The sequence below is a fragment of the Undibacterium sp. FW305-107 genome, from assembly GCF_058788535.1.
In genome coordinates this window covers 298,684-323,800 of the sequence record NZ_JBYTAV010000010.1, presented here as the reverse complement: position 1 = coordinate 323,800, position 25,117 = coordinate 298,684, and the positions used below count along the sequence as shown (strand labels likewise).

The following is a 25,117-nucleotide window of genomic DNA, read 5'->3' as shown; positions in this document are numbered from 1 at the left end:
ATAAAACTCAGACGCCAGCGTTCGCGCCCAAAAACTTGCATTCTGCCAAGCCAGACAGGCTTGCGCAATGCCAGAATCTTACGGAACAGTGCAGTAAAACAACAAAGCTGCAAAACAGCTCTGTCAAATGTTCAAACGCCCTTAATTAGTATAGTAAGCCTCAGAGCCTAAGGTAATAACAACAATCAGCATGACTGCAAAAATAAGAACCAGCAGCAGTCGCCCAAATTTAGGGCTACCGTTATCTTTGTCTGAAGGTGTTTTCGATGGTGGTGTTATTTGCGTCATATTTTTTGCGTCATATTTTCTTGCTTCAGGGAATTAATATACTGGAGCCCGTGGTTTTCCTGGTTTCCAGCTCACGGTGTGCTTGTGCCACAGCACTTAAAGGATAGCGTTGGCGTATGTCTATTTTAACTTTGCCGCCTTCCACCATGGAAAATAAGTGGGCAGCCATTTGTTCCAGGTCATCACGTTTGGCCGTATAGCTCATCAAACTGGGCCTGGTAATGAACAGGGAACCACGTGAAGCAAGCTCACTCAGGCTAAATGCAGGCACAGGACCAGACGCATTACCAAAACTGACCATCATGCCCAAGGGAGCCAGACAATCCAGTGAAGGAATGAAAGTATCCTTGCCGATGGAATCATAAACGACCGGCACCCCCTTTCCATCCGTAATTTCACGGACACGCTGAACAAAATTTTCCGTGTTGTAGTTGATGACATGGGCGCAGCCATGGGCTTTGGCCAATTCGCCTTTCTCGTCCGAGCCTACCGTGCCTATCATGGTGACACCTATGGCACGTGCCCATTGACAGGCAATCAGGCCAACACCACCTGCGGCAGCATGAAACAATATTGTTTCCCCACCTTGCAAAGGGAAGGTGCGGTGAAACAGATATTGCACAGTCAAACCCTGCAGCATCATGGCGGCTGCGGTCTCAAAACTGATACTGTCGGGCAGGCGCACCAGATTATCGGCAGGCATGATGCGGGCCTCTGCATAAGCACCCGTTGGTCTTCCAGCGTAGGCAACCCTGTCACCCACCTGCACGTATTTGACGTCAGCACCGATTGCTTCAACAATGCCAGCACCTTCCATGCCCAAACCACCGGGCAATGCTTGCGGATACAGGCCGGTACGAAAATACACATCGATAAAATTCAGACCGCAGGCTTTTTGGCGTACCAACACTTCACCCGGGCCAGGTGCGCCCAGTTCGACGTCAACATATTCCATGACTTCCGGACCACCCGTCTGCTGTATGCGAATTGCCTTGACCATTTATATCTCCTGAATGAATTCTCTAACTTTAAGTCTTTTTCACAGACAGCAAATACATGCCGCCCATGACCAATACTGTCCCGGCCATTTGCCAGCCCGTAATGGGCTCACCGAGGAAATAAGCACCAAGGAACAAAGTCGATACCGGGCCTATCATGCCTGCTTGCGAAGCTGTCGCCGCGCCGATGCGCTTGACCGCAATCATGGTCAGAAACACTGGCAATACAGTGCACATGATGGCATTCACTATAGACAATGAATATACAGCAAGCGGCTGCACCAGCATGCTGGCAGGACGTAAAATAAAAAATTGGCCTATGCAGGCAGCACTGGAAACACACATTGCATAGGACACCAGCCTCAAAGAGCCCAGCCTTTGCACCAGTTGACCCGACTGTATCAGATAGATGGCATAAGAAATCGCCGCCCCCAGCACCAGGGCAGAGCCCAGCATGACATAGTCACCGCCCAGTTTCAGATCATGAAAGAACACCAGGACTATACCCAGGTAAGACACCAGCAAAGCTGCCCATTCAAGCACGCTGACGGCACGTTTCAAGAAGAAAGCGGATATCAGCAAGACAAAGGAAGGCGTCAGGAACAAAATCAGGCGCTCAAGACCAGCACTGATATATTGCAGACCGAGAAAATCCAGGAAAGATGACAGGTAATAACCTACCAGACCCAGGCCCACCAGACGCCAGCGGTCGGCACTGCTCAGGCTGCCGGCCTTGTGCATTTGCCAGACTGCAATCGCAGCGAAAATGGGGAGGGAAAATGCCATGCGAAAACAGATCAGTGTCACTGCATCGACGTTGTAACGATAAATCAGTTTGGCAACAATAGCCTTGGTAGAAAAGAGGATGGCACCAATCAAGGCAATGGCGAGACCTGTGAGGTAATGGCGGCGGGCAATTAATTTTGATTGTTCAGTAAGCATAAATTTCTAAGGGCAGACCGGACTGTTACACGGCCTAAAACAATAACTTCACATATAAATTGCCAGGTAGAAAGAAAATAATTCCCACATGGAAAAGAACTAACAATCTTTCACATGGAATTTTACATTTACTTGCCAAATTTGACTTTGTCTAACTATTAACTAATGCATATTTCATTACACTTCTTGCTATGAACCACATCGCAGGAGAAAACCAGATGTACACGCCACGCTTACAATATGCTGATCAACCGGTACTCCGTCCAAAACGTGCATTACCGGATATGCCTGAAAGACAGACGAAAAAAGTATCTCCAAAGCAAAATGATAGTTCCCTGAACAGTATCTTCAGGCGTCTGGCTAATAGCAGCAGCCAGGGTCAGGAATAGTTCTTTCGATCAGCAGAGCATCCAGGCTCTACTGATCTTCTACTGGCCTCCTGTTGCGCCGTGCATGCATTCTGGTGCAAACAAGCTTATTTCTTCAGAATAGAGCCCAGTACCCCGCGTATTATCTCGCGCCCTACCTGAGAACCCATGGTCCTGACTGTAGACTTGATCATGGTCTCGACCACATTATCCTTGCGTCGTAAACCACCACCACCGAGCAGGTTGCCGAACACGCTTTTCAACGTATCACCGACACCACCGCTACTTTCCTGCGCAGGCGCAGGCGCTGGCTGAGCTGTGCGTCCTGAATTGAGTACAGGCCGGCCGGGTACGGATGGTGCAGACGCTGCCGAGGGCGCATTACCCCAGCCATTGGCGTCTGCCGCCGCAGGCTCTTCCCTGCTACCGGGTTGCAGATTATCTTCTTTATCTGTGGTAGCAGCACGGGCTGCCACCCTGCCTGTCAGTTTTTCATAGGCAGATTCACGGTCTATGTGCTTCTCATACACACCGGCGACGATGGAAGTTTGCATGACTTGCTTGCGTTCATCTGCCGTTATCGCTCCTATCTGTGACGATGGAGGTACGATCAGGGCGCGTTGCACGATGTTGGGCCTGCCTTTATCGTCAAGGAAGGAAATCAGCGCCTCACCGACACCGAGTTCGGCAATCACCGCTGCGGTATCCAGCTTGGGATTGGGACGGAAAGTTTCTGCTGCGGCCTGCACTGCTTTTTGATCCCTGGGCGTATAGGCACGCAAGGCATGCTGGACACGGTTGCCGAGTTGCCCCAGTACAGTATCAGGGATGTCCAGCGGGTTTTGCGTAACGAAATACACGCCCACACCCTTGGAACGTATCAAACGCACCACCTGCTCTATCTTTTGCAGCAAGACCTTGGGTGCCTCGTCAAACAACAGATGGGCCTCATCAAAGAAGAAAACCATCTTGGGCTGATCGACATCGCCAACTTCTGGCAGGTGTTCATACAATTCAGACAGCATCCATAGCAAAAAGGTGGAATACAGGCGTGGTGATTGCAGCAATTGATCTGCCGCCAGGATATTCACAAAACCACGGCCATCGCCGTCAGTTTGCATCATGTCGTCCAGGTTCAGCATGGGTTCGCCAAAGAATTGCTCACCGCCCTGCTCCGAGATGGTCAGCAATGAACGCTGGATAGCGCCGACACTGGCTGCCGAGATATTGCCGTATTCGGTCTGGAATTCAGAGGCATTCTCGGCCAGGTATTGCAGCATGGCGCGCAAATCCTTGGTATCCAACAGCAGCAGACCATGGTCGTCGGCGATCTTGAAGGCCAGTTGCAGGACACCTTCCTGAGTATCATTCAAATTCAACATACGCCCCAGCAGCAAGGGGCCAAGGTCTGATACTGTGGCACGTACCGGGTGGCCCTGTTTGCCAAACACGTCCCAGAACGTGACCGGGCAAGCCTGCCACTTGGGTTCATCCAATTGCAGGGCTTGCAGCCTCTGCTGGATTTTGCCCGTTGCACTACCTTCTTTGGCCATGCCAGACAGGTCGCCTTTGACGTCTGCCATGAACACCGGCACACCAATGGCAGAAAATGCCTGCGCCAGGGTTTGCAGGGTAACAGTCTTGCCGGTACCTGTAGCACCGGTGATACAACCATGGCGATTGGCCCAGTCTGACAATAAATTCAAGTCGAATTCGGTGTTTTTAGCGATCAACAAAGGTTTTGACATAGTTTTGGAGGGTGATTTGGAGAAGTCGGTCGGTGCCACTATGGTAAAATACTGGTCTTCATTATAAAACCAAGCCAGGCAAAATTGCCGCCCTCAGGGTGAGCTATTGTCAATTCAGGAAAGAGCGATCATGGCAGGACATAGTAAATGGGCCAATATCAAGCATAAAAAAGCAGCAACCGATGCCAAACGCGGCAAGATATGGACGCGTCTGATCAAGGAGATCACGGTTGCAGCACGCATGGGTGGTGAGGATGTCGATTCCAACCCGCGCCTGCGTCTGGCAGTAGACAAGGCGGCTGACGCCAATATGCCAAAAGAAAACGTCACGCGTGCGATACAACGCGGCGCGGGCACACTGGAAGGCGCAAATTACGAAGAAGTACGTTATGAGGGTTATGGCATAGGTGGTGCCGCCATCGTGGTTGACTGCATGACCGACAACCGCGTACGCACCGTGGCTGAAGTACGCCATGCCTTCAACAAATACGGTGGCAATATGGGTACTGAAGGCTCGGTCGCCTTTTTGTTCCAGCATTGCGGCCAGATGTTCTTTGCACCAGGCACGAATGAAGATGCCCTGATGGAAGCTGCCCTGGAAGCCGGCGCTGACGATGTGGTCACCGATGAAGAAGGCGGCATCGAAGTGCTGTGCGCGCCATTCAGCCTGTCTGACCTGCGTGCCAGCCTGGAAAAAGCCGGTTTTAAGGCAGAAGTCGCTGAAGTCGTCATGAAACCAAATACTGAAACTGTATTTTCCGGTGATGAAGGTATCAAGATGCAAAAACTGCTGGATGCACTGGAAAACCTCGACGATGTACAAGAAGTATTCACCAACGCCATCATAGAAGATTAAGATGAAATTACTCGTAGTCGGCTCTGGTGGCCGTGAACATGCCCTCGCCTGGAAACTGGCGCAATCTGAACGCGTACAAACCATTTTTGTCGCCCCCGGCAATGGTGGTACCGCTGCTGACAGCCGTCTGAAAAACATCAACATCACAGACCCGGCAGCACTGGCAGACTTTGCCGAGCAAGAAAACATAGGCATTACCGTAGTCGGCCCTGAAGTGCCGCTGGCTGCCGGTATCGTCAATATTTTCCGTGACCGTGGCCTGAAAATCTTTGGCCCGAGCAAAGAAGCTGCACAACTGGAAAGCTCCAAGGATTTCGCCAAGGCTTTCATGCACAGGCATGCCATTCCTACGGCTGAATACCAGACCTTCTCTGAGCTGGCACCTGCGCATGAGTACATCAATGCAAAAGGCGCGCCTATCGTCATCAAGGCTGATGGCTTGGCGGCGGGCAAAGGTGTAGTCGTTGCCATGACGGCTGAAGAAGCGCATGCAGCAATCGATATGATGTTGTCTGACAATAAGCTCGGTGATGCTGGTGCACGCGTCGTGATTGAAGAGTTTTTGGCGGGTGAAGAGGCCAGTTTCATCGTCATGGTTGATGGCAAGAATATTCTGCCACTGGCAACCAGCCAGGATCATAAACGTCTGCTCGACAATGACGAAGGCCCGAATACAGGCGGCATGGGTGCCTACTCCCCAGCCCCTATCGTAACGCCACAACTGCACGCCCGCGTCATGCGTGAAATTATCGTGCCTACGGTACAAGGCATGGCCAAGGATGGCATCATATTTACCGGCTTTTTGTATGCCGGTCTGATGATCGATGACCAGGGCAATCCAAAAACCCTGGAATTCAACTGCCGCATGGGCGACCCAGAAACCCAGCCTATCATGGCGCGCCTGAAAACAGATTTGCTGCATGTGGTTGAACACGCAGTCAATGGCACGCTCGATACGGTAGAACTGGAATGGGACAGGCGTACAGCCATGGGTGTCGTCATGGCCGCTGCTGGTTACCCTGATGCGCCACGCAAAGGTGACAAAATCACCGGTATCCCGGCAGAAACTGCGGACACCGTGACCTTCCATGCGGGTACATCGCTCAATGAAAAGACCTTGAATGTGACCGGTGGTCGTGTGTTGTGTGTGGTTGGACTGGGCGACACCGTCAAACTGGCGCAAAAACATGCGTATGACGTGGTGGAAAAAATCCATTTCGACGGCATGCAATACCGCCGTGACATAGGCTGGCGCGCGCTGAACCGCAAACACTAAGTCTTGATCAGGCGTACATTTCGATGTGCGCCATAGATCTTTTAAAGCGGGTTGAGAATAGTCCAAAGACTAGTCCAGCCCCTTGCGTTTTTTAGAGTAGATAGCAGAATGACAGATACACTCGCGGTTAAAAACTACTTCCTGGGCTTGCAGGCTGGTATAGTCGCGGCTCTCGAAGAAGTTGATGGCCATACTTTTATTACAGATAGCTGGGAACGCCCTGAAGGCGGTGGCGGTATCTCCCGTGTGATAGAAGAAGGCAAGGTATTTGAACGTGGCGGCGTCAATTTCTCCCATGTCATGGGTAAAAGCCTGCCACCATCTGCCGCTGCCGCCCGTCCTGAGCTGGCTGGCCGTCAGTGGGAAGCCATGGGTGTCTCGCTGGTTCTGCATCCACGTAACCCGTATGCACCTACCGTGCACATGAATGTACGCTTTTTCACCACTCGCGCCGAAGGCCAGGAAGATGTCTGGTGGTTTGGTGGCGGCATGGATTTGACGCCGTATTACGGTTTTACGGAAGATGCTGTGCATTTTCACCAAACCTGTAAAATGGCGGTCCAGCCTTTTGGTGCAGACTTGCATGTCCGCTTCAAGAAATGGTGTGACGAGTATTTTTACCTGAAACACCGTAAAGAAGCGCGTGGCGTAGGCGGCATCTTCTTTGATGATTTCAATGAGCAGGATTTTGCCAGCAGTTTTGCCATGATGCGCAGCGTCGGTGACGCCTTTATTCCGGCTTACCGTCCTATCCTGGAACGTCGCAAAGGCCAGGAATATGGCGAACGTGAGCGCGATTTCCAGGCTTATCGCCGTGGCCGTTATGTAGAATTCAATCTGGTATTTGACCGTGGCACGCATTTTGGCCTGCAATCTGGCGGCAGGACAGAGTCCATACTTATGTCCATGCCCCCCATCGTCAAATGGCGTTATGATTGGAAACCAGAGGCTGGCAGCCCGGAAGCAGCACTGGCAACAGACTTTCTGGTACACCGGGAATGGGCATAGAAACTGTAACACCACCTTGTATCCTGGTACTGGGTGGCAGCTTTGATCCTGTGCATCTGGGCCATATTGCCCTTGCCCATAGTCTGGCGACGATATTGCAACCGGGTGAATTGCGCATCATTCCTGTAGGCCAGCAATGGCAAAAGAATGAGTTGCAAGCCACCTCGACACAAAGACTGGCCATGCTGAAGCTGGCCTTTGAAGACTGGCAACTCTGCCCTGTCAGGATAGATGAGCAAGAAATCATCCGCGCAGAACAGGGTAAAAGTAATTACACCATCGATACCTTGCACCAGCTACGCAGAGAAGTTGGCGATGAGGCATCACTGGTATTTGCCATGGGTGCAGATCAGTTGCAAAATTTGCACACCTGGCGCAATTGGCAGGACTTGCTTGAAGTAGCGCATTTGTGTGCTGCATCACGCCCGGGTTTCAGCCTCGATATCAGCAGCCCCGACATTGCTGACATCTGGAAGAAAAATGCCATCAGCGCCCTGGAAATGCGCTCACGGCCAGCCGGTGGTACTTATCTGGAGAGAAATCTGGCGCAAGATGTATCTGCGACCCAACTACGTACTGAATTAAAACAGCATAACCCGACAACAAGATTGCTAGTCCCGCACAAGGTGCTAGACTACCTACAACAACAAACTATCTACCAATAAAAATATGGATATTAAAAAACTGCAAACCCTGGTCATTGACGCTCTGGAAGACGTCAAGGCGCAAGACATACAATTGTTTGAAACCACACACCTGACCAGCCTGTTTGACCGCGTTTGTATCGCCTCTGGTACATCCAACCGTCAAACCAAGGCTCTGGCCGCGTCCGTACGCGACAAAGTCAAGGAAAACGGTGGCACTATCGTCAGCATGGAAGGTGAAGCAACGGGTGAATGGGTACTGGTTGATCTGGGTGACATCGTCGTCCACATCATGCAGCCAGCCATCCGTGCTTACTACCGTCTGGAAGAACTGTGGGGCGACAAGCCTGTCAAATTCGGCGCGGCCAAGCGTACTTCTGCTAAAAAAGTTGAAGCAGAAGAAGACAGCAACAAGCCTAAGCGCGTCCGCAAAGTGGCTGGCAAAGCTGCCCCGCTGGAAGTCACGCATGACATGATGGCTATCCAGACCACGTTGGACGATGAAAAGAAACCAACGCGCAAACCACGCGTCACCAAGACTACTGGTGATGCTGAAGGCAAACCAGCACGCAAACCGGCAACCCGCAAAGCTGCTGATGGCACTACTGCGGCCAAACCAGCCAAGATACCAACTGGTGGCCGCGTTAAAGTAGCAGCAACTAAAACTGCTGTTGCCTCTGCCAAGCAAGCCGCAGAAAAACGCACTGCCAATGCCGCTGCAGCACCAGCAAAACGCGCTCCGGCACGTAAAAAAGCAACAGAGGAATAATTCTGTAAAAAGCTTTATCTCAAATGGCTGCCTCGTGCAGCCATTTGCTTAAGAAAAGGACTTAAGCAAAACCGCCACAGCTGCGTTGTAGCTCCCGTATTTAGCAAGATTCGGTACTAAAGTACTGTCTTCGTCGCTACGGTAAAGTCGGGGTTTCAGACAATATATTGTCTGCCGACGCAACGAACCTCCCTTACAAGGGAGGTTTCCTGAAGCGACAGCCTTGCTGTGACAATTTTGCTTAAGTCCCGAAGTACTCGGTTTCAAGACCTAATACGCAGCAAACAGACACAAACATGCAATTGATCATCGCCGCCGTCGGCCACAAAATGCCCTCCTGGATAGAAACAGGCTTTCAGGAGTATGCCAAACGCATGCCGCCAGAATGCCGCATAATCCTCAAGGAAATCAAACCGGTAGAACGCTCAGGCAGTAAAACGGCTGAAACCGTCATGGCACTGGAGCGTACCAAGATCGAAGCGGTGATACCCAAAAATGCCCGTATCGTCGCCCTGGATGAACGCGGCAAGGACTGGACCAGTGTCGCCCTGTCGCAAAACCTCACGCAGTGGCAGCAGGATGGCCGTGATGTAGTCTTCATCATCGGCGGTGCTGATGGCCTGGACGCAGAATTCAAGTCCAAAGCCGATACCCTGATACGTATTTCCAGCCTGACCCTGCCACATGGCATGGTGAGAGTACTGCTGGCCGAACAGCTATACCGTGCCTGGTCAATTACCCAGAACCACCCTTATCACCGGGTATAAGTTATACCAAGGAGACCGCCATGCTAAAAGAAAATAAAATCTACCTGGCATCAAAAAGTCCAAGACGCCGCGAACTGCTGCACCAGGCAGGCATAGAGTTTGATCTCTTGCTGCTACGCGATGCTGCACCACGCGGGCCGGATGTGACCGAGATCGTCTTGCCCGGCGAAGCACCAGAAGCCTATGTCAGCCGCGTCACCCAGGAAAAAGCAGACAAGGCTTGGGAAATCATGCATCTGCGCAAAATGCTGCCACGCCCCGTGCTCGCCGCCGACACTACCGTGGTACTCGGCAAGCAAATTCTGGGCAAACCCGCCGACCGGCAAGAAGCTATACAAATGCTGAGCATGCTGGCAGGCCAGACGCATCAGGTACTGACCAGCATCGCCGTACATTCGGCACTGGGCAGTGCCGCTGTCACGCAATGTTCAGAAGTCAGTTTTGCGAACCTCGATGAACAACAGATACTGGCCTACTGCAATAGCAATGAACCCTATGACAAAGCCGGTGGCTATGGCATACAGGGCGCGGCAGCCCGTTTTATTTCACACATCAAAGGGAGTTATTCTGGCATCATGGGATTACCCTTATTTGAAACCTGCCAGTTGCTGCGTCAGGCAGGTATCTTTATTCCCTAAATTGAAGTATCAGAGAAGCTTATGAGCGAAAACCTCCTCATCAATATCACCCCTCAAGAAACCCGCGTTGCCCTGATGTTCCAGGGCGCGGTACAAGAACTCCATATAGAACGTACATTGTCACGCGGCCTGGTCGGCAATATCTACCTGGGCAAAGTCGTGCGCGTCTTGCCAGGCATGCAGTCTGCCTTTATCGACATAGGCCTGGAACGCGCCGCTTTTTTGCATGTGGCTGATATCTGGGACGCCCGCTCGCAAGATGCGAATGGCAATACCAATGCGCCACTGACACCGATAGAAAAATTGCTGTTCGATGGCCAGTCCGTCACCGTGCAAGTCGTCAAAGACCCGATAGGCACCAAGGGCGCACGCCTCTCTACACAGATTTCCATCGCAGGCCGCATGCTGGTCTACCTGCCGCAAGATTCGCATATTGGTATCTCGCAAAAAATAGAAAACGAAGCCGAACGCGAAGCCCTGCGCACCAAGGTACAAAACCTGCAGCAGCCAGAAGAAAAAGGGGGTTTCATCGTCCGCACCATGGCAGAAGATGCCTCCGATGAAGACTTGAAGGCCGACGTTGATTACCTGCGCCGCACCTGGTCCACCATACTGCAACTGGCCAAGACCCAGCCACCGACTACCCTGCTGTATCAGGATCTTAATCTGGCACAACGCGTCTTGCGTGACTTCGTCAATGAAGAAACTGACAGCATACAAGTCGACTCGCGTGAAAATTACATCATGCTGCAAGAGTTCGCGACGCATTACATGCCGTCAGTGCTCGGCAAGCTGCAACACTATATAGGTGAACGCCCCCTGTTTGACCTGCATGGCGTGGAAGAAGAAATAGAACGCGCCCTGGGCCGCCGCGTCGACCTGAAATCTGGCGGTTACCTCATCGTCGACCAGACCGAGGCCATGACCACCATCGACGTCAATACCGGCAGCTTTGTCGCTGGCCGCAATTTCGATGACACCATCTTCAAAACCAACCTCGAAGCCGCCCACGCCATCGCCCGTCAGCTAAGATTACGTAACCTCGGCGGCATCATCATTCTCGACATCATCGACATGGAGAATGAAGAACACAAAACCGCAGTGCTGGCTGAACTCAACAAGGCTTTGTCACGTGACCGCACCAAACTATCTGTCTCCGGCTTCTCGGCCCTCGGCCTGGTAGAAGTCACCCGCAAACGCACCCGCGAATCACTCGCCCATGTCCTGTGCGAACCCTGCCCTGCCTGCAGCGGCAAAGGCCAGGTCAAAACCGCCCGCACCATCTGCTACGAAATCCTGCGCGAACTTCTGCGCGAAGCCAAACAATTCAACCCCAGAGAATTCCGCATCATGGCCTCGCAAGTCGTGGTCGACATGTTCCTCGAAGAAGAATCGCAACATCTTGCCATGCTCGGCGACTTCATTGGCAAACCGATTTCACTGCAAGTGGAGAGTGTGTTTCATCAGGAGCAGTACGATATTATTTTGATGTAAAAGAATGTAGGTCAAAAATCGGGGCAGGCACAATCAAAAGATTTACCCTGCTCTGCGAGCATGCATAACTCGTATGAAGTGGTGACTAAACTTTCATCCTGGGTGCCAACAGTTGCAAGAACTCATTTCAACAATGCGGATAAGATGCGTTCGCCTCGTCATGCGCGCTGACAAGGGTAATGCAGAGGTTTCGTACGGGACAACATGTTGCACTGCCTGCTCACATCATGAGTCCCTTCAGGAAAACTGACGATCTGCTGTGAAACACTCAAAAACACTGTTTTATATCTTCATCTGATAAATTATAGCTAGCCCGCAGACAAACTTGGGCATGTTAAGCCAAGAAGCTTCTGAGAATTGTTTTTTGATCAAACATTTAAGCTATGTTATATCCGACCGATTTTTATGTGATTTTGAGTTGCCCTATTTGCATATATAATCAATAATCAGGTCGCTTTGCGCATGCAAATACCAAGCCGTATAAAGTGACTCACTCTTTGCAGTTTACTCAATCAAGCAAAGGAAATTGATGTTTTCACTTAACTCTAATTTCGAAAAAATAAATAATATCAATTTACTGACCAGGAAATAGTCTTATGCAAAATTTTACGACAAGCCAATTTTATGGTCTAAAGGATCATAGCTTATTTATGAAACACCTCCAAGAAGCGGTGGATCAAATTGAGCACAAAGTCGGTATATTTGCCGGTGATCAAATATTTACATTCAACCGCAACCTCAGCTTTCTTGAAGACGAAAAGTTCATGGCAGCATTCTATGCACATACAAGTGATCTGGCAGAGCAATCGCTAATATGGCGTTACGCAACCGTATGTTGGGCAGCAAAGAATGGCGCAAAACTGGACGGAGATTTTGTCGAAATTGCCTGCTATAAAGGAACGACAGCAAGAATCATCTGTGACTACATGGACATGAAAAACTCAGACAGAAAATATTTTCTATATGACTTGTTTGAGCATGACGATAAAATGCCACATCACGCTATGCCTGATCATAGCAAGAGTTTATATCAGCAAGTCCAGGAAAAATTTTCCGACTTTCCCAATGTCTGTATCACCCAGGGAAATATTCCAGACAGCCTGACAATTGCCGCGCCAGAGAAAATTGCGTTCATGCACCTGGATATTAATAATGCACAAGCAGAAATAGGCGCACTTGATGTACTGTTCGAGAGAATGGTTCCTGGTGCCGTACTGATTTTGGACGACTATGGCTGGGCATATTATAGAGAACAGAAACTGGCCGAAGACCCATGGTTCGAAAAGCGGGGTTATCAGGTTCTAGAGCTCCCCACAGGCCAGGGCATGGTCATCAAACAATAATTGTTATTTGCAAAGTGCTGCTCATACGGCCTTTTTTATGTAAATTTCCTTGAAAGTGTCTGATGATTAACTGGTTTAATGCAAAAGCTGCGATAGATTTTGGAACAGAATTAGCGGAATTTATCGCCAAAGGCATGCCGCAAGAAATAGTAATGAGTAACGATAGATTTTTATTGCAAAAACAAGAAGCTTTGCAGTTAATTACAATGAAAATTTATCAATTCAATCGTAAGCAAGACATGAATATCTATAAAAAAGCACAATTCGCCAGAAGCTTTAAATTGCGCCTGACTGAAAGTGGCTTTCAAAAAGAAGCCACTCTTATCATGCTCACTCTGGTGATTAAAGGACTAAATACAAAAAGATAGTTCAATCGGATAATAAGTGGTCAAATGATCTTATACAATTTTAAGTGTTGAGCCTGTATTATTAAGTCACTGAGCGATTCACTCGCAACCGGTCACTAAATCGATAGAGTGGGGTATGTTCGACTTAACCCGTACGCAGACTTGCGACGATTGCTCAGACACTATTCTTCTGTGAATGTGTGACTGCGTGCAGCACGAAGCTTAGCAAAATTTGGCTGATAGCTTAGGATCAGGGCGACGGATTTCTTATCCATTCTGAAATCATGTCAACAGCCTCCTTCTCCATACCGATAAAACCATGCCAGTGCAGCGCTGCGCATGCATCGCCAGTGGGATTGGATCCACCATCTGCCAGTATCATTTTTTTTACCGGTGCATTTTTCAATCCGCGCAAGATTGCTGGTATCTCATGCGGCTGACAATGCATGCAGGCGTCCTTGTTATGATGGAATATCAAGGTAGGTATCGTAATTGCAGCTAAGTCCTGCTTGGGCACAGCCCCTGGCTTTTTGTAGTTCACAATGCTGGAAGTCAGGACCAAACCGGCAATCGCGGGGTCCTGAATTTTGATCGCCATTGCAGTTGTAGAAATCGTGCCGCGGCTAGTGCCGACAATCCAGACTGGTGCAGCACTTTGCTTTTTCACCTCATCCAGCACGGCACGAATATCTGACAAATGCGTGTCACTGATGCGGTCGGCAAAATCCAGGTCTTCTGAATCACTGGGTCTTCCGAAAATAGCCACATTAAAACCGTTTGCCAGAAAGTATGGCATGCTCCGCACCAAAAAATTATTACTGCCAGGCTTACTATCTACAAGCTTGCCAAACCCGCCGCCCCCACCCGGAAAAATAAAGACCGTCGCCTTTGCACCATCCACTGCCTGCCAAAACAGAGTGGTACTGACACCTGTACGAGTCGGTACCTGAAAGACCTGGCCCTGAGTTTGAGCTTGTGCCTGAGCCATAAGGATCATCGTGAGCAAGATTGACGCAAGGAATTTTCTCATCGTGCCCTCTTTTTATTTTGATCTGATGATTGCATGTTATCTTAATAAATGATAATTTTTATACAACTTCAAATAATACCATTCATTAGCTTTCGTAGCATCTGACTTAGTTTTCTTCAGGCATTATTTCAGGATAATCTTGTTCGTCCTCACTTTTTGCTATCTGCGTGTTTCATCAAAACAAGGAGCTATCATGTATCCATGGTTATGGGTTTGGTCACCACAGGTTCACTTTCCCTGGAGTGGCAGCGTTGCGCAAAGCATAGAGCCGAATACGACCTGGTTCTACAATATGATTCCTCCTGTTTCTGGGGATGCGGGAATAGAGGCGCAGGTATTTCAACTAGCCTCGTATGGTACTCAGCTTGGTCAGGTCACCGATGTGTTATTGGAAATCGTGAAAGAGACAGAAAACCTGTCTCCCAAAGCGCTTGAATCGCTAAAGGAATTACAAACCTTGAAGACCAAAATTGAAGTGATCAAGAAGAGATCGGCGCAACCAGCAAAACTAGAGTGAGCTAAGATTTTTAATATCACCGCAGGCTTTGCTTCGGTTCCAGGGCTGCTGTTTAATCACTTGGTATCACTTGGAAAATTCACCTCATTGCTCGGGGTGGAGTAGCAGTTGCGCATCCATTGCAGCGATACGTCCCTCATCGGTAGGCACCACCCAGACTTCTATGCTGCTGTTCGGGGTATGGATTGCCATGATGTGGTCTCCACGCGCTGCCTTATTTTTCCCGGCATCAACTTGCACGCCAAGATAGACCAGCCCCTCGGCCACTTGCTGCCTTAATACAGCATCGTGCTCGCCTATACCACCTGTAAACACCAGCACATCCAGGCCATTCAAACATGCGCTTAATGCACCACATTCGCGTATCACGCGATAGGTGAATAAATCGATGGCAAAACCAGCTCGCGGGTCGCTGCTAGCGCGAAGGGTGCGCATGTCGGCGGAGATGCCTGATACGCCGAGCAGGCCGGATTCTTTATACAGAGTTGTTTCTATGTGTTTTGCATCCCAGCCCTGCTGCATCAAATGCAGCAAGATACCGGGGTCGAGTGCGCCGCAGCGGGTGCCCATCATCAGGCCGTCTAGTGCAGAAAAGCCCATGGAAGTGGCGATACTTTTGCCGTTTTTCATGGCGCAGGCGCTGGCACCATTACCGAGGTGCAGCATGATGACTCGCCCGGCAGCAGGATCAAATGCGCGTGCCGATTGCTGGGCCAGGTGACTAGCGACATAGCGATAAGACAGACCATGAAAACCATAACGGCGTATGCCAGTTACACGCAGAGATTGCGGCAAGGCCAGTGTGGTTTCGCATGCAGGCATATCGGCATGGAAGCCAGTATCAAAACAGGCTATTTGCGGTATGCCGGGATAGGCACGACGGAAAGCGACTACTCCTTCCAGGTTATGCGGCTGATGCAGGGGTGCCAGCGTATCCAGGGTATGCAGGTAAGCAAGGGCGTCATCATCAATAATAATCGAAGATGAAAAGCGCTCGCCGCCGTGGACGATGCGGTGGGCAACGACGGCTATTTGCAGGTCAGCACTATGACTCATCAACAAACCATGCAGGGCTATTAATGCAGCAGCAAACTGGTCACCATTTGCCGCATTGATTGCAGCTTCGTCCAACATCAATTGCTGCACTTCAGTGCCAGTACGGAATTGTATGATGGGCTTGCCACCGGGTTGCAGTCCCTCAATCACGCCACTCAGATTGCAGCGTGTGACTCCTGTATCAGTATACGGGTACAGGGCAAACTTAATGCTGGATGAACCTGAATTCACAGAGAGGATGACCGGGGTTTTCATGGTGCATTCTTCCGGTATTCGTGCGCCAGCAATTTGACGAGAGCAGCAGAAGCAACCCGGGACGAAGAGCCATCGGCACGGCTGGTCAATGCAATAGGCACTTTGGCACCGAGGACAACACCACAAGTCGCAGCACCTGCCAGATATTCAAATTGCTTGCCCAACATATTGCCCGATTCCAGATCCGGCACCATGAGAATATCAACATCGCCAGATACGGCAGAGACTATGCCCTTGATCTGCGCTGCACGGGCAGATATGGCATTGTCAAATGCCAGCGGGCCATCAACAATTGCGCCAGTGATTTGTTTGCGCTCCGCCATTTTGCACAAAGCAGCAGCATCGATGGTGGACATGATTTTAGGGTTAACCGTTTCCACCGCCGACAACAGCGCGACCTTGGGTAGGGGGATGTTCAGTGCATGGGCCAGGTTGATGGCGTTTTGCAGTATGTCAGCTTTTTCTGGCAGAGTAGGATAGATATTCAGGGCAGCGTCAGTCAACAACAAGAGCTTGTGATACATGGGCACATCCAGATGATAAACGTGTGACAGCCGTCTACCAGTGCGCAAGACAGCGCATTCAACCACGGCATGCATAAGCTCATCAGTATGCAGGCTGCCTTTCATAAGGGCTTCTACCTGGCCTTTGGCAGCCATTTCTACAGCTATGTTGGCAGCGGCATGGCTATGTGGGGCATCGACTTTTTCAAAAGCTGTGATATCGATATTTGCTGCCGCAGCAAGAGCAAGCAGTTTTGCCAGCGGGGCGACGAGTACCGGAATAATCAAACCCTGCCGTGCAGCATCCACTGCCCCTTGCAAGGAGTCTGCGTCACAGGGATGAACAACCGCGCAACGTATCGCTGGTAAATCCCTGACACTATCCAGCAAATGGCGCTGGCGTTCACCCAGGTCAAACATGGTCATGGTGGGCAGATGGGTACGTGGGCGGCTGACTTTTTCTGTCGGGGCGATGACCAGGGCATTGCCATAGACGACTCTCTCTCCCTTCTGGTTAATGATTTCACAGTCAAGGGTCACGCGTTTTTTTTCGTCGTCTTTTGCCACAACGGTAGCTGACACAGTCAGGGTGTCACCTATGCGTACAGGCTTGGCAAAGTGCAGGTTTTGTTCCAGGTAAATCGTACCTGGCCCGGGCAGGCGCGTGCCCAGGATAGTGGAAATCAGTGCCCCGCCCCACATGCCATGAGCGATAACACCATGGAACAAGGTATGCGCTGCATACTCGGCATCCAGATGGGCAGGATTGACATCACCGGAGACCGTGGCAAAAGCCTGGATATCGGCATTGCTCAATGTACGTACCTGACTGGCGCTCTGCCCTATTTGCAGATCTTCGAACACCACGTTGGAAATGTTGTCTGCCTCGTTCAAATCGGTGTTTATGGTATTCATTGAAATCTGGACTTTCATTAATTCACGATGTGGTAACCGCCATCAACATACAGGGTTTGCCCTGTCATGCCTGATGATGCGTCGCTGACCAGAAAGGCGGCCAGCCTGCCGATTTCATCCAGCGTCACCAATCTGCCCAAAGGTGAGCGACTTATGTTTTTTTGCATCAGGACATCGAAGTCCTGCAAACCTGAGGCAGCGCGGGTAGGTATAGGGCCGGGGGAAATTGCATGTACCCGCGTCCCCTTAACGCCAAGCTCGGTCGCCAGGTAACGCACGCTTGACTCCAGCGCGGCCTTGACCGGGCGCATGATGCCATAGTGAGCAACCGCTTCATCAGCCCCCAGATAAGTCATGGTCATGATACTGGCATTCTTGCTCAAATGCGGTTCGCACAATTTGGCCAGGCGCACAAATGAATGACAAGACACATTCATGGCACGCAAGAAGCCAGCACTGGAACTGTCGATGACGCGGCCATGCAAATCATCCAGCGGTGCCCAGGCGATGGAATGGATGACGAAGTCAAATTCACCCAATTCTCTGGCTGCGGCATCAACCAGCGCTTCCAGCGATCCATCCTGCTCGACATCGCACACCACCAAGCTTGATTCAAGCGCGCCTGCCAGTGGCTCCACAAATTGCCGGACTTTGTCATTCACGCAGGACAGCAGCATTGTTGCACCCAGTTGCCGCAGTATGGCAGCACAGCCGTAGGCGATGCTATGCTCATTGGCCAGGCCGATGATGATGCCGCGTTTGCCTTGCAATGAAAAAGAAGAACTTGCTTCAGTCATTTGTTTTACCGATCCGGGTGATGTAAGAAACCTGCTTAGAAAAGCTACATAAATAATCTGCATAAATAAGCTGCGAGCACCATCTTGCTTGCGCATGCCAGAAACTGGTCGGCGCAAGGTCAAAACATTGATGCAGATCAAACTTCGCTCGCATCCCCTACCAACACAAGGGAAGACATGGCCAGACAAGATGATTGTTAATCACGAAGAAGTGTACTCTGAATGCATTGCTGCATTTGCACAATGCAATTGATACGCATCAATTCAATTGAGTGACATGCTTGCCAGAATGCGCAGACCTGCGGACCTACGGATCTACTATAAGGATGTACCGATGAAAACTGATTACAGCCCTGTCTTGCCCCATCAACAACCTGAAACAAAGCTTGTGGAAAAAGAAAAATATGAAGAGTTGTGCTATCTCAGTGACGGCAAAGCAGAAGTGCATCCTCTGGATATGCTCTTGCAAAATAATATCGCCAAACTGACTGGCGGTCTTTCACCCGCAAGTATGGTACTGGCCTGGATGGATTGGGGCATGCATATCGCAATATCACCTGGTAAACAGATAGAGCTGGCTAACTTGCTGCAAAAACAGATTGGTAGCTGGCCGCAGTTAATGGCACCTGCTTTGACGAAAAACCCTGCAGAAGAAAAAAATGTATCAAGTACGCCAGCAGATAGTCGCTTTTCTTATGCTGGCTGGGCTAACTGGCCTTTCAATGCCATGAGCCAGTCTTTCTTGCAGGGGCAGGAATTGCTGCAAGTGGCGACCACAGGCGTCCGTGGCGTCAGTGCCCATCATGAGAATGTCGTCAACTTCATGTGCAGGCAATTGCTGGATGTAGTTTCTCCATCCAACTTCCCCATGCTCAATCCCGAAGTCATTGCCAGCACTCAGGAAACTGGCGGCAAGAACCTCATCACAGGTGCAGCGCACTGGATTCAGGATCGCGGCCTGGAATTTAATATCCCTGGTGTGGATGCAGGTGAGCACAAGTCGGAACAACTATCTTACCAGCCAGGCCGGGATGTCGCCGTGACTGAGGGTAAGGTCGTGTTTCGCAACCACCTGATAGAACTCATACAGTATGCACCGCAAACTGCCAAAGTGTATGCAGAGCCGGTCATGATCGTGCCTTCGTGGATCATGAAATACTATATCCTCGACCTGTCGCCACATAATTCGCTGGTGCATTTTCTGGTCAGCCAGGGTCACACCGTTTTCATGATTTCCTGGAAAAATCCAGGTAAGGAAGACCGGCATCTTGGCATGCAGGATTATCTCGACAGTGGCCTGTTTGCAGCCCTTGAAGAAGTTGGTAAATTCAGCCAGCACAAAGTTGTGCATACAGTTGGTTACTGCCTGGGTGGTACTTTGTTGGCGATTGCTGCAGCCGCGCTGGCGAGTGGGCATGCCAAAGAACATACCCATCATTTGCCAAAGGTGCAAACGGTAACTTTGCTGGCATCACAAACTGATTTTACTGAACCTGGCGAACTTGGCCTGTTCATCGATGAAAGCCAGATAGCCATGCTAGATGCGCAAATGTGGGAACAAGGCTATCTCACTGGTGAGCAAATGACGGGTTCATTTCAATTGTTGAATTCACGCATGATCTGGTCAAAGATCATGCGTGAATACCAGTTGGGTACACGCAATTCTCCAAACGATTTGATGTCATGGAATGCCGATACTACGCGCATGCCTTATCGCATGCATAGCGAATATCTGAAGCATCTTTTCCTGCATAATGACCTTGCAGAAGGCCGCTATGAAGTGCATGGACATGCCGTGGCACTGAATAATATCCACACTCCCATGTATGTGGTTGGCACTACACGCGACCATGTATCACCCTGGCGCTCGGTCTATAAAATTCACGTACTGACAGATGCGCCGATTGATTTTGTATTGGCATCTGGTGGCCATAATGCAGGTATCGTGTCAGAACCTGGTCACGCCCATCGCACATATCAACACTTGCCTGCAGACCAACGCGCAACTTCATTTCAGCAAGCGGATGACTGGTTGGCTGCTGCAACAACCGAAACAGGTTCATGGTGGACACATTGGCAAGTCTGGCTGGCAAGTCATTCAAGCACTACCCGCATCAAGGCCAGAGTTGTCACCGACAAGGGCCTGGGTGTTGCTCCTGGCAGCTATGTATTTGCAAAATAAACTTAATTAACGTCCTTTGAAATATACCAACGAATCTTAAGGAGTAGAATATTTTCTGACATAGTGAAACAGGCAGCCAGTCTGCTGGGAAGATTGCAGCAATGATATTAAAAAAGCCAAACCGGCATAGAAGATACTTACTGAGTGTTGTGCCGTTTCTGTTTTCCAGTCCCGTCTCAGTGTCGGCAGCAGAATTACGCAAGCAAGTGTTTTTGATCGTAGAATCAAATATCACCAATACTCCACAAATCCCCTTTAACCCGGTCTTTCAGCAGTGCGTAACCTATGTGGAAAAAGAATTGCAAGTGCAATTTGATTACCGGCGTTATCCGTGGACACGCCTGCTGCAAAAACTGAATGAAGGTGAAGGCCTGGCTTTTGGTTTGTCCAAGACAAAAGAACGTGCGCAAACCCTGCACTTTTCCATCCCGGCTTTTGGTACTTTTATCTGGCTGGTGGTCAGGAGTGACCAAACCTTTCCATTTTCCCGCATTGCTGACTTGCAAGGAAAAACTGTCAGCATGATACGTGGCTCTACCTATGGCGATGAATTTGACAAGGCCAAGACCAGCTTATTGCTCATAGAAGATGACGTCTATTCCATGTCTTCACGCCTGAAAAAACTACTCAGCAAGCGCACGGATGTCATGCTGTTCAGCCATTATGATCCCGATCCGCGCAAGGTCGAGGCCATGCTCAATAAGACCATGCCTGAGATTGCGCCAGATACCCCCATGCCACCTGGCGTAAGCTTCAAGGTACTTGACCATTACCTGTTCGTGGATCACATCCACTTTGCGATCCTCGCGTCCGAAGACAAAGGCATCATTGAGCAAATCAACAAGGCGATCAGGAAGGGGCAACAAGATGGCTCACTGCCTGCTGTCAATGTGCCCAGGAAATAAATCAGGTTGCTGAAGCGCTAAGTATCGGCTGCAAGGGCTGCCACACCATCTGACTATCAAGCTTGTTCATGCAGTCATGATGCCCGAGAGGACATTCCCTTTGCTTGCAGGGTGCGCAGGCCAGGCGCAGCGATAGCGAATGCGCGATGTCAGAAAATGGCGGGGCGTGATCAGGATCAGTCGGGCCATAAATGGCAATGACAGGTCTGTTGAATGCCGAGGCAATGTGCAGCAAGCCAGAATCATTCGACACCATGGCGTTACTCGCGGCGATCAACGCCAGCGCCTGATCCAGCCTGGTCTTGCCGGCGAATTGATGTACTGCAGGACAAGCTGCCTCAATCTGCTGACAAACTTCAACATCCTTGGGGGAACCCAGTAAAACAATTTGTGCCTCAGGATGTGCTTGCAGGATAGTCTTTGCCAGTTCTGCGAAATGGCTGACGGGCCAGCGTTTGGCATTACCGAATTCTGCGCCGGGGGCAAAGCAGATCAAAGGCTGCTGAGCCGACAAGCCCATCTCCTGCAAGACTGTATTTGTCTGTGCAGAAGTGATTTGCAAGCGTGGCTTGGGGAAGCTCTGTGCAAGATCAGTTACTGGTTTGCTGGCCAGCGCTGCATAAAATGCCACCATGGCACGCGGCACGGGCTTGCTGTCATGGTGCATGACATTGATGAGGCCATAACGGCTTTCGCCCTTGTAACCTACCCGCTTTTTGATGCCAGCCATCCACGGCAGCAGTGCAAATTTCAAGGTATTGGGTAAAACGTAGGCTGCTGCATAGCCACGCTGTCGCAATATCTGTGCATAGCGCCAGCGTTCACGTAACTGCAGAGAACCATGCTTGAATGGCGTTTCCAGGACTGTATCCACTTCCACCATGGCGCGCAAAACCGGTGCTACCCAGGCGGGTGCCAGCACATCTATCGCAGCATCTGAATGATCGCGCTTCAGCAATTGCAGCAAAGGCTGCGCCATGACGGCATCACCTATCCAGTTGGGCGCAATGACGAGAATACGGCTCGCAGGACTTTGCACAACGACGCTCATCTTGGCGTGCGCCCCATGAGGAAGAACTCATCATTCGGGCGCATGGAAATCACATTTGCCATGCGGTTGGACAAGCCAAAGAATGCGGTAATGGCAGCGATATCCCAGATATCTTCGTCATCAAAACCGTGGCTGTGCAACACGGCATAGTCTGCATCATTAACACTTTGCGAATCCAGGCAAACCTTGATGGCAAAATCCAGCATGGCGCTTTGGCGTGGTGTGATATCTGCCTTCAAATGATTGACAGCGACCTGGTCAGCCACCAGAGTATTCTTGGCATAGATGCGCAAAATCGCACCGTGGGCCACCACGCAATACAGGCAATTGTTTTTGGCGCTGGTGGTGGTGACTATCATTTCGCGTTCAGCCTTGCTCAGATTGCCTGTGGTCTTGAGCATCAATGCATCATGATAGGCAAAGAAGGCACGGAATTCGTCAGGTCTGTGCGCCAGCGTCAGGAAGACATTCGGTACAAAACCGGCTTTTTCCTGCACGGCCAATACCTTCTCGCGTATATCGTCAGGCAAGTCTTTTATTTCTGGAACGGGGAAACGGGAAATCGCAGCTGTCATGAATTTTCCTTTTCAATCACAATGAAGCGAATAGCATCACGCAGCAAATTGCAGACGGTGCAGGTTCGCATAAGTACCGCCATTATCCAGCAATTCTGCATGCGTGCCCATTTCGATTATCTTGCCATCGACCAATACGGCAATACGGCTGGCACGTTCAATTGTTGACAGGCGATGCGCAATCACCAGCGTAGTACGGCCCAGCATCAGCTCATCCAGTGCGGCCTGTACAGCGCGTTCAGATTCACTGTCGAGTGCCGACGTAGCTTCATCCAAAATGAGAATAGGCGCATTTTTATAGATGGCGCGGGCAATCGCCAGACGCTGTCTTTGACCGCCAGAGAGGCGCATGCCATTGTCGCCTATTACCGTATTCAAACCATCGGGCAAATCACGCACGACATCTGTCAGATGTGCTGCCTGCACTGCCGCTGCTACCCGTTCAGGATCAGGGTTGGCGTCGCCATAGGCAATATTTGACACCAGGGTGTCATCAAACAACACCACATTCTGGCTGACCATAGCGATTTGTTCACGCAGGCTGGTCAAGGAAATGTCATGCAATGAAATGCCATCGAGCAGGATGTCGCCAGAATCTGGTGTGTAAAAACGCGGCACCAGGTTCACCAGCGAAGTTTTGCCACCGCCAGACATGCCGACCAGGGCGATGGTTTCACCCGGTGCTATGCTGAGGTTGATATCTTTCAGAGCTTCCTGCTCCTGACCAGGATAAGAGAAACTGGTGTGTACAAATTCCAATTTGCCTTGCGCGCGGGCTGGCAAGGCTTTGCCGCTATCGGTTTCTGGCAAAGTATCAATGAGGGCAAATACCGATTCTGCCGCCGCCATACCACGTTGCATGGGACCATTCAGGTCTGCCAGACGTTTCAGGGGCGTCAGCAATAGCATCATGAGACTGACAAATTCGATGAAGCGGCCTGCCGTGGTTGAGTCTTGCGCTGCCTGCGACACCGCAAACATGATGACCACCGCCACCGCAATCGCAGCCGCCAATTGTGTCAACGGCGTAGTGGATGCGACAGCAATAGTCGTACGCATGGCGTAGCCACGCAGTTTTTCATTCTTGGCTTCGAACCGTTCTTGCTCATATTTTTGACCACCAAAGATACGTATGACCTGGCTGGCGCGGGTAGCTTCTTCTATTACCTGGGTCAGTTCATTGCTGACATCCAGCTGGCTTTGATTGAGTTTGCGCAGGCGCTTGCTGACACCGCGCACCAGAAACGCCATGACCGGCATCATGACCAGGGCAATGATGGTCAACTGCCAGTTACGCCACAACAAGGCGGCCAGCAACACCATTACCGTCAATGAATCGCGGAACAGCGTGGTCATCGAGACCTTGAGCATCTCCACGATTTGCTGGGCCTCAAACATAATGGTATTGATGATGCGGCCACTGGACTCACTCTGGTAAAAGCTGATGGGCACATTCAGGATGCGATCAAATACCTTGGCACGCAATTGGTTCAGCAACCTGGTAGACACCCAGGTCATGAGGTAACTGGTGGTGAAGGTACAAATGCCACGGAACAAAAAAATGGCAATGATAGCCGTTGGCACCATCCATAAAGCCAGTTTTTTGGCATCGGCATTAAAGCCATGGTCAAGGATGTAACCCAACACTTTGGGGAACATGACTTCAGTCGAAGCCGTACCCAGCATGGTCAGCAATGCCCACCATACCCTTGAACGGTAAGGCGTGATGGCTAGCCACAAGCGCCGGAAAACATCGATGGTTTCTTTATTGATCAAACTCATAGCGTGAAATTCATATCCTGTCTTGATGCCAGCCAGTCACACTGGCCCGCACATAAATCATTT

General features: G+C 50.5%; 23 protein-coding genes. 13 read left to right on the top strand and 10 right to left on the bottom strand.

Annotation, left to right across the window (positions count from 1 at the left end; genetic code table 11):
• Positions 1–313: 313 nt before the first annotated feature.
• The 3 genes from AC3WQT_RS22635 to AC3WQT_RS22625 form a co-directional block, all read right to left on the bottom strand.
• A complete protein-coding gene (locus AC3WQT_RS22635) occupies positions 314–1,288 on the bottom strand; it encodes a quinone oxidoreductase family protein (protein ID WP_492707317.1) in 975 nt (324 codons plus the stop codon).
• A 28-nt stretch (positions 1,289–1,316) separates the two neighbouring features.
• Positions 1,317–2,228 (bottom strand): DMT family transporter, encoded by a 912-nt coding sequence (locus tag AC3WQT_RS22630; RefSeq protein ID WP_492707315.1) that lies wholly within the window; start codon positions 2,226–2,228, stop codon positions 1,317–1,319.
• Between the two features lie 475 nt (positions 2,229–2,703).
• Positions 2,704–4,344 carry a helicase HerA-like C-terminal domain-containing protein gene (locus AC3WQT_RS22625; RefSeq protein WP_492707314.1) on the bottom strand — a complete coding sequence of 547 codons (1,641 nt, stop codon included), beginning with the start codon at positions 4,342–4,344 and terminating at the stop codon, positions 2,704–2,706.
• Between the two features lie 130 nt (positions 4,345–4,474).
• Here AC3WQT_RS22625 and AC3WQT_RS22620 point away from each other — a divergent pair, with 130 nt between their 5' ends.
• From AC3WQT_RS22620 to AC3WQT_RS22575, 10 genes are all read left to right on the top strand, one after another.
• On the top strand, positions 4,475–5,200 hold the full coding sequence (locus AC3WQT_RS22620) for a YebC/PmpR family DNA-binding transcriptional regulator (protein WP_492707312.1): 726 nt from the start codon (positions 4,475–4,477) through the stop codon (positions 5,198–5,200).
• A 1-nt stretch (position 5,201) separates the two neighbouring features.
• Entirely contained in the window at positions 5,202–6,476 is a 1,275-nt protein-coding gene (purD, locus tag AC3WQT_RS22615; RefSeq protein WP_492707311.1) for a phosphoribosylamine--glycine ligase, read from the top strand.
• A gap of 108 nt (positions 6,477–6,584) precedes the next feature.
• Entirely contained in the window at positions 6,585–7,484 is a 900-nt protein-coding gene (hemF, locus tag AC3WQT_RS22610) for an oxygen-dependent coproporphyrinogen oxidase (protein ID WP_492707309.1), read from the top strand.
• The gene (nadD, locus tag AC3WQT_RS22605; RefSeq protein ID WP_492707308.1) at positions 7,475–8,149 is read left to right on the top strand and encodes a nicotinate (nicotinamide) nucleotide adenylyltransferase; all 675 of its coding nucleotides are present in this window, start codon (positions 7,475–7,477) and stop codon (positions 8,147–8,149) included. The genes hemF and nadD overlap by 10 nt, the downstream gene beginning before the upstream one ends.
• A 4-nt stretch (positions 8,150–8,153) precedes the next feature.
• Entirely contained in the window at positions 8,154–8,897 is a 744-nt protein-coding gene (gene rsfS / locus AC3WQT_RS22600) for a ribosome silencing factor (RefSeq protein WP_492707306.1), read from the top strand.
• A gap of 296 nt (positions 8,898–9,193) precedes the next feature.
• Positions 9,194–9,664, top strand: coding sequence for a 23S rRNA (pseudouridine(1915)-N(3))-methyltransferase RlmH (gene rlmH / locus AC3WQT_RS22595; RefSeq protein ID WP_492707304.1), 471 nt, complete (start codon positions 9,194–9,196; stop codon positions 9,662–9,664).
• A 20-nt stretch (positions 9,665–9,684) separates the two neighbouring features.
• A complete protein-coding gene (locus AC3WQT_RS22590; protein ID WP_492707302.1) occupies positions 9,685–10,302 on the top strand; it encodes a Maf family protein in 618 nt (205 codons plus the stop codon).
• A gap of 21 nt (positions 10,303–10,323) precedes the next feature.
• Complete coding sequence (gene rng / locus AC3WQT_RS22585) at positions 10,324–11,796, top strand: ribonuclease G (RefSeq protein WP_492707300.1); 1,473 nt, start codon at positions 10,324–10,326, stop codon at positions 11,794–11,796.
• 596 nt (positions 11,797–12,392) lie between these two features.
• Positions 12,393–13,139, top strand: coding sequence for a TylF/MycF/NovP-related O-methyltransferase (locus AC3WQT_RS22580; protein WP_492707299.1), 747 nt, complete (start codon positions 12,393–12,395; stop codon positions 13,137–13,139).
• 62 nt (positions 13,140–13,201) lie between these two features.
• Entirely contained in the window at positions 13,202–13,507 is a 306-nt protein-coding gene (locus AC3WQT_RS22575; protein ID WP_492707297.1) for a hypothetical protein, read from the top strand.
• 229 nt (positions 13,508–13,736) lie between these two features.
• Here AC3WQT_RS22575 and AC3WQT_RS22570 read toward each other — a convergent pair whose 3' ends face one another.
• Entirely contained in the window at positions 13,737–14,282 is a 546-nt protein-coding gene (locus AC3WQT_RS22570; protein ID WP_492707295.1) for an alpha/beta hydrolase, read from the bottom strand.
• 427 nt (positions 14,283–14,709) lie between these two features.
• On the opposite strand from AC3WQT_RS22570, the gene AC3WQT_RS22565 reads away from it, so the two are divergent.
• Positions 14,710–15,033, top strand: a complete 324-nt coding sequence (locus tag AC3WQT_RS22565; protein ID WP_492707294.1) for a hypothetical protein — start codon at positions 14,710–14,712, stop codon at positions 15,031–15,033.
• Between the two features lie 84 nt (positions 15,034–15,117).
• On the opposite strand, the gene AC3WQT_RS22560 is transcribed toward AC3WQT_RS22565, so the two are convergent.
• From AC3WQT_RS22560 to fabI, 3 genes are read right to left on the bottom strand one after another with little or no spacing between them, the layout of a single operon-like run.
• On the bottom strand, positions 15,118–16,344 hold the full coding sequence (locus tag AC3WQT_RS22560; RefSeq protein ID WP_492707292.1) for an acetate/propionate family kinase: 1,227 nt from the start codon (positions 16,342–16,344) through the stop codon (positions 15,118–15,120).
• The gene (locus AC3WQT_RS22555) at positions 16,341–17,762 is read right to left on the bottom strand and encodes a bifunctional enoyl-CoA hydratase/phosphate acetyltransferase (RefSeq protein WP_492707290.1); all 1,422 of its coding nucleotides are present in this window, start codon (positions 17,760–17,762) and stop codon (positions 16,341–16,343) included. Before AC3WQT_RS22555 ends, AC3WQT_RS22560 begins: the two co-directional genes overlap by 4 nt.
• A 17-nt stretch (positions 17,763–17,779) precedes the next feature.
• Complete coding sequence (fabI, locus tag AC3WQT_RS22550) at positions 17,780–18,559, bottom strand: enoyl-ACP reductase FabI (RefSeq protein WP_492707288.1); 780 nt, start codon at positions 18,557–18,559, stop codon at positions 17,780–17,782.
• Between the two features lie 334 nt (positions 18,560–18,893).
• On the opposite strand from fabI, the gene AC3WQT_RS22545 reads away from it, so the two are divergent.
• Together AC3WQT_RS22545 and AC3WQT_RS22540 are read left to right on the top strand one after the other, a co-directional pair.
• Positions 18,894–20,741, top strand: a complete 1,848-nt coding sequence (locus tag AC3WQT_RS22545; RefSeq protein WP_492707287.1) for a PHA/PHB synthase family protein — start codon at positions 18,894–18,896, stop codon at positions 20,739–20,741.
• Between the two features lie 212 nt (positions 20,742–20,953).
• Positions 20,954–21,646, top strand: coding sequence for a substrate-binding periplasmic protein (locus AC3WQT_RS22540; protein ID WP_492707285.1), 693 nt, complete (start codon positions 20,954–20,956; stop codon positions 21,644–21,646).
• A 1-nt stretch (position 21,647) separates the two neighbouring features.
• Here AC3WQT_RS22540 and waaF read toward each other — a convergent pair whose 3' ends face one another.
• Genes waaF through msbA form a run of 3 tightly spaced genes read right to left on the bottom strand, consistent with a single transcriptional unit; the run spans position 21,648 to position 25,054 of the window.
• A complete protein-coding gene (gene waaF / locus AC3WQT_RS22535; protein WP_492707283.1) occupies positions 21,648–22,697 on the bottom strand; it encodes a lipopolysaccharide heptosyltransferase II in 1,050 nt (349 codons plus the stop codon).
• On the bottom strand, positions 22,694–23,272 hold the full coding sequence (locus AC3WQT_RS22530) for a peroxidase-related enzyme (RefSeq protein ID WP_492707281.1): 579 nt from the start codon (positions 23,270–23,272) through the stop codon (positions 22,694–22,696). The genes waaF and AC3WQT_RS22530 overlap by 4 nt, the downstream gene beginning before the upstream one ends.
• Positions 23,273–23,308: 36 nt before the next feature.
• The gene (gene msbA / locus AC3WQT_RS22525) at positions 23,309–25,054 is read right to left on the bottom strand and encodes a lipid A export permease/ATP-binding protein MsbA (RefSeq protein ID WP_492707279.1); all 1,746 of its coding nucleotides are present in this window, start codon (positions 25,052–25,054) and stop codon (positions 23,309–23,311) included.
• Positions 25,055–25,117: the final 63 nt, after the last annotated feature.

What these genes read in the sequence shown, in the direction of transcription:
- AC3WQT_RS22580 (WP_492707299.1), top strand. Translation starts at nt 12,393, where the DNA reads ATGCAAAATTTTACGACAAGCCAATTTTATGGTCTAAAGGATCATAGC.
- msbA (WP_492707279.1), bottom strand. Translation starts at nt 25,054, where the DNA reads ATGAGTTTGATCAATAAAGAAACCATCGATGTTTTCCGGCGCTTGTGG.
- rsfS (WP_492707306.1), top strand. Translation starts at nt 8,154, where the DNA reads ATGGATATTAAAAAACTGCAAACCCTGGTCATTGACGCTCTGGAAGAC.
- AC3WQT_RS22625 (WP_492707314.1), bottom strand. Translation starts at nt 4,344, where the DNA reads ATGTCAAAACCTTTGTTGATCGCTAAAAACACCGAATTCGACTTGAAT.
- rlmH (WP_492707304.1), top strand. Translation starts at nt 9,194, where the DNA reads ATGCAATTGATCATCGCCGCCGTCGGCCACAAAATGCCCTCCTGGATA.
- AC3WQT_RS22545 (WP_492707287.1), top strand. Translation starts at nt 18,894, where the DNA reads ATGAAAACTGATTACAGCCCTGTCTTGCCCCATCAACAACCTGAAACA.
- AC3WQT_RS22565 (WP_492707294.1), top strand. Translation starts at nt 14,710, where the DNA reads ATGTATCCATGGTTATGGGTTTGGTCACCACAGGTTCACTTTCCCTGG.
- purD (WP_492707311.1), top strand. Translation starts at nt 5,202, where the DNA reads ATGAAATTACTCGTAGTCGGCTCTGGTGGCCGTGAACATGCCCTCGCC.
- AC3WQT_RS22630 (WP_492707315.1), bottom strand. Translation starts at nt 2,228, where the DNA reads ATGCTTACTGAACAATCAAAATTAATTGCCCGCCGCCATTACCTCACA.
- AC3WQT_RS22620 (WP_492707312.1), top strand. Translation starts at nt 4,475, where the DNA reads ATGGCAGGACATAGTAAATGGGCCAATATCAAGCATAAAAAAGCAGCA.
- nadD (WP_492707308.1), top strand. Translation starts at nt 7,475, where the DNA reads ATGGGCATAGAAACTGTAACACCACCTTGTATCCTGGTACTGGGTGGC.
- AC3WQT_RS22570 (WP_492707295.1), bottom strand. Translation starts at nt 14,282, where the DNA reads ATGCCATACTTTCTGGCAAACGGTTTTAATGTGGCTATTTTCGGAAGA.
- rng (WP_492707300.1), top strand. Translation starts at nt 10,324, where the DNA reads ATGAGCGAAAACCTCCTCATCAATATCACCCCTCAAGAAACCCGCGTT.
- AC3WQT_RS22555 (WP_492707290.1), bottom strand. Translation starts at nt 17,762, where the DNA reads ATGAATACCATAAACACCGATTTGAACGAGGCAGACAACATTTCCAAC.
- fabI (WP_492707288.1), bottom strand. Translation starts at nt 18,559, where the DNA reads ATGACTGAAGCAAGTTCTTCTTTTTCATTGCAAGGCAAACGCGGCATC.
- AC3WQT_RS22560 (WP_492707292.1), bottom strand. Translation starts at nt 16,344, where the DNA reads ATGAAAACCCCGGTCATCCTCTCTGTGAATTCAGGTTCATCCAGCATT.
- waaF (WP_492707283.1), bottom strand. Translation starts at nt 22,697, where the DNA reads ATGAGCGTCGTTGTGCAAAGTCCTGCGAGCCGTATTCTCGTCATTGCG.
- hemF (WP_492707309.1), top strand. Translation starts at nt 6,585, where the DNA reads ATGACAGATACACTCGCGGTTAAAAACTACTTCCTGGGCTTGCAGGCT.
- AC3WQT_RS22530 (WP_492707281.1), bottom strand. Translation starts at nt 23,272, where the DNA reads ATGACAGCTGCGATTTCCCGTTTCCCCGTTCCAGAAATAAAAGACTTG.
- AC3WQT_RS22590 (WP_492707302.1), top strand. Translation starts at nt 9,685, where the DNA reads ATGCTAAAAGAAAATAAAATCTACCTGGCATCAAAAAGTCCAAGACGC.
- AC3WQT_RS22575 (WP_492707297.1), top strand. Translation starts at nt 13,202, where the DNA reads ATGATTAACTGGTTTAATGCAAAAGCTGCGATAGATTTTGGAACAGAA.
- AC3WQT_RS22635 (WP_492707317.1), bottom strand. Translation starts at nt 1,288, where the DNA reads ATGGTCAAGGCAATTCGCATACAGCAGACGGGTGGTCCGGAAGTCATG.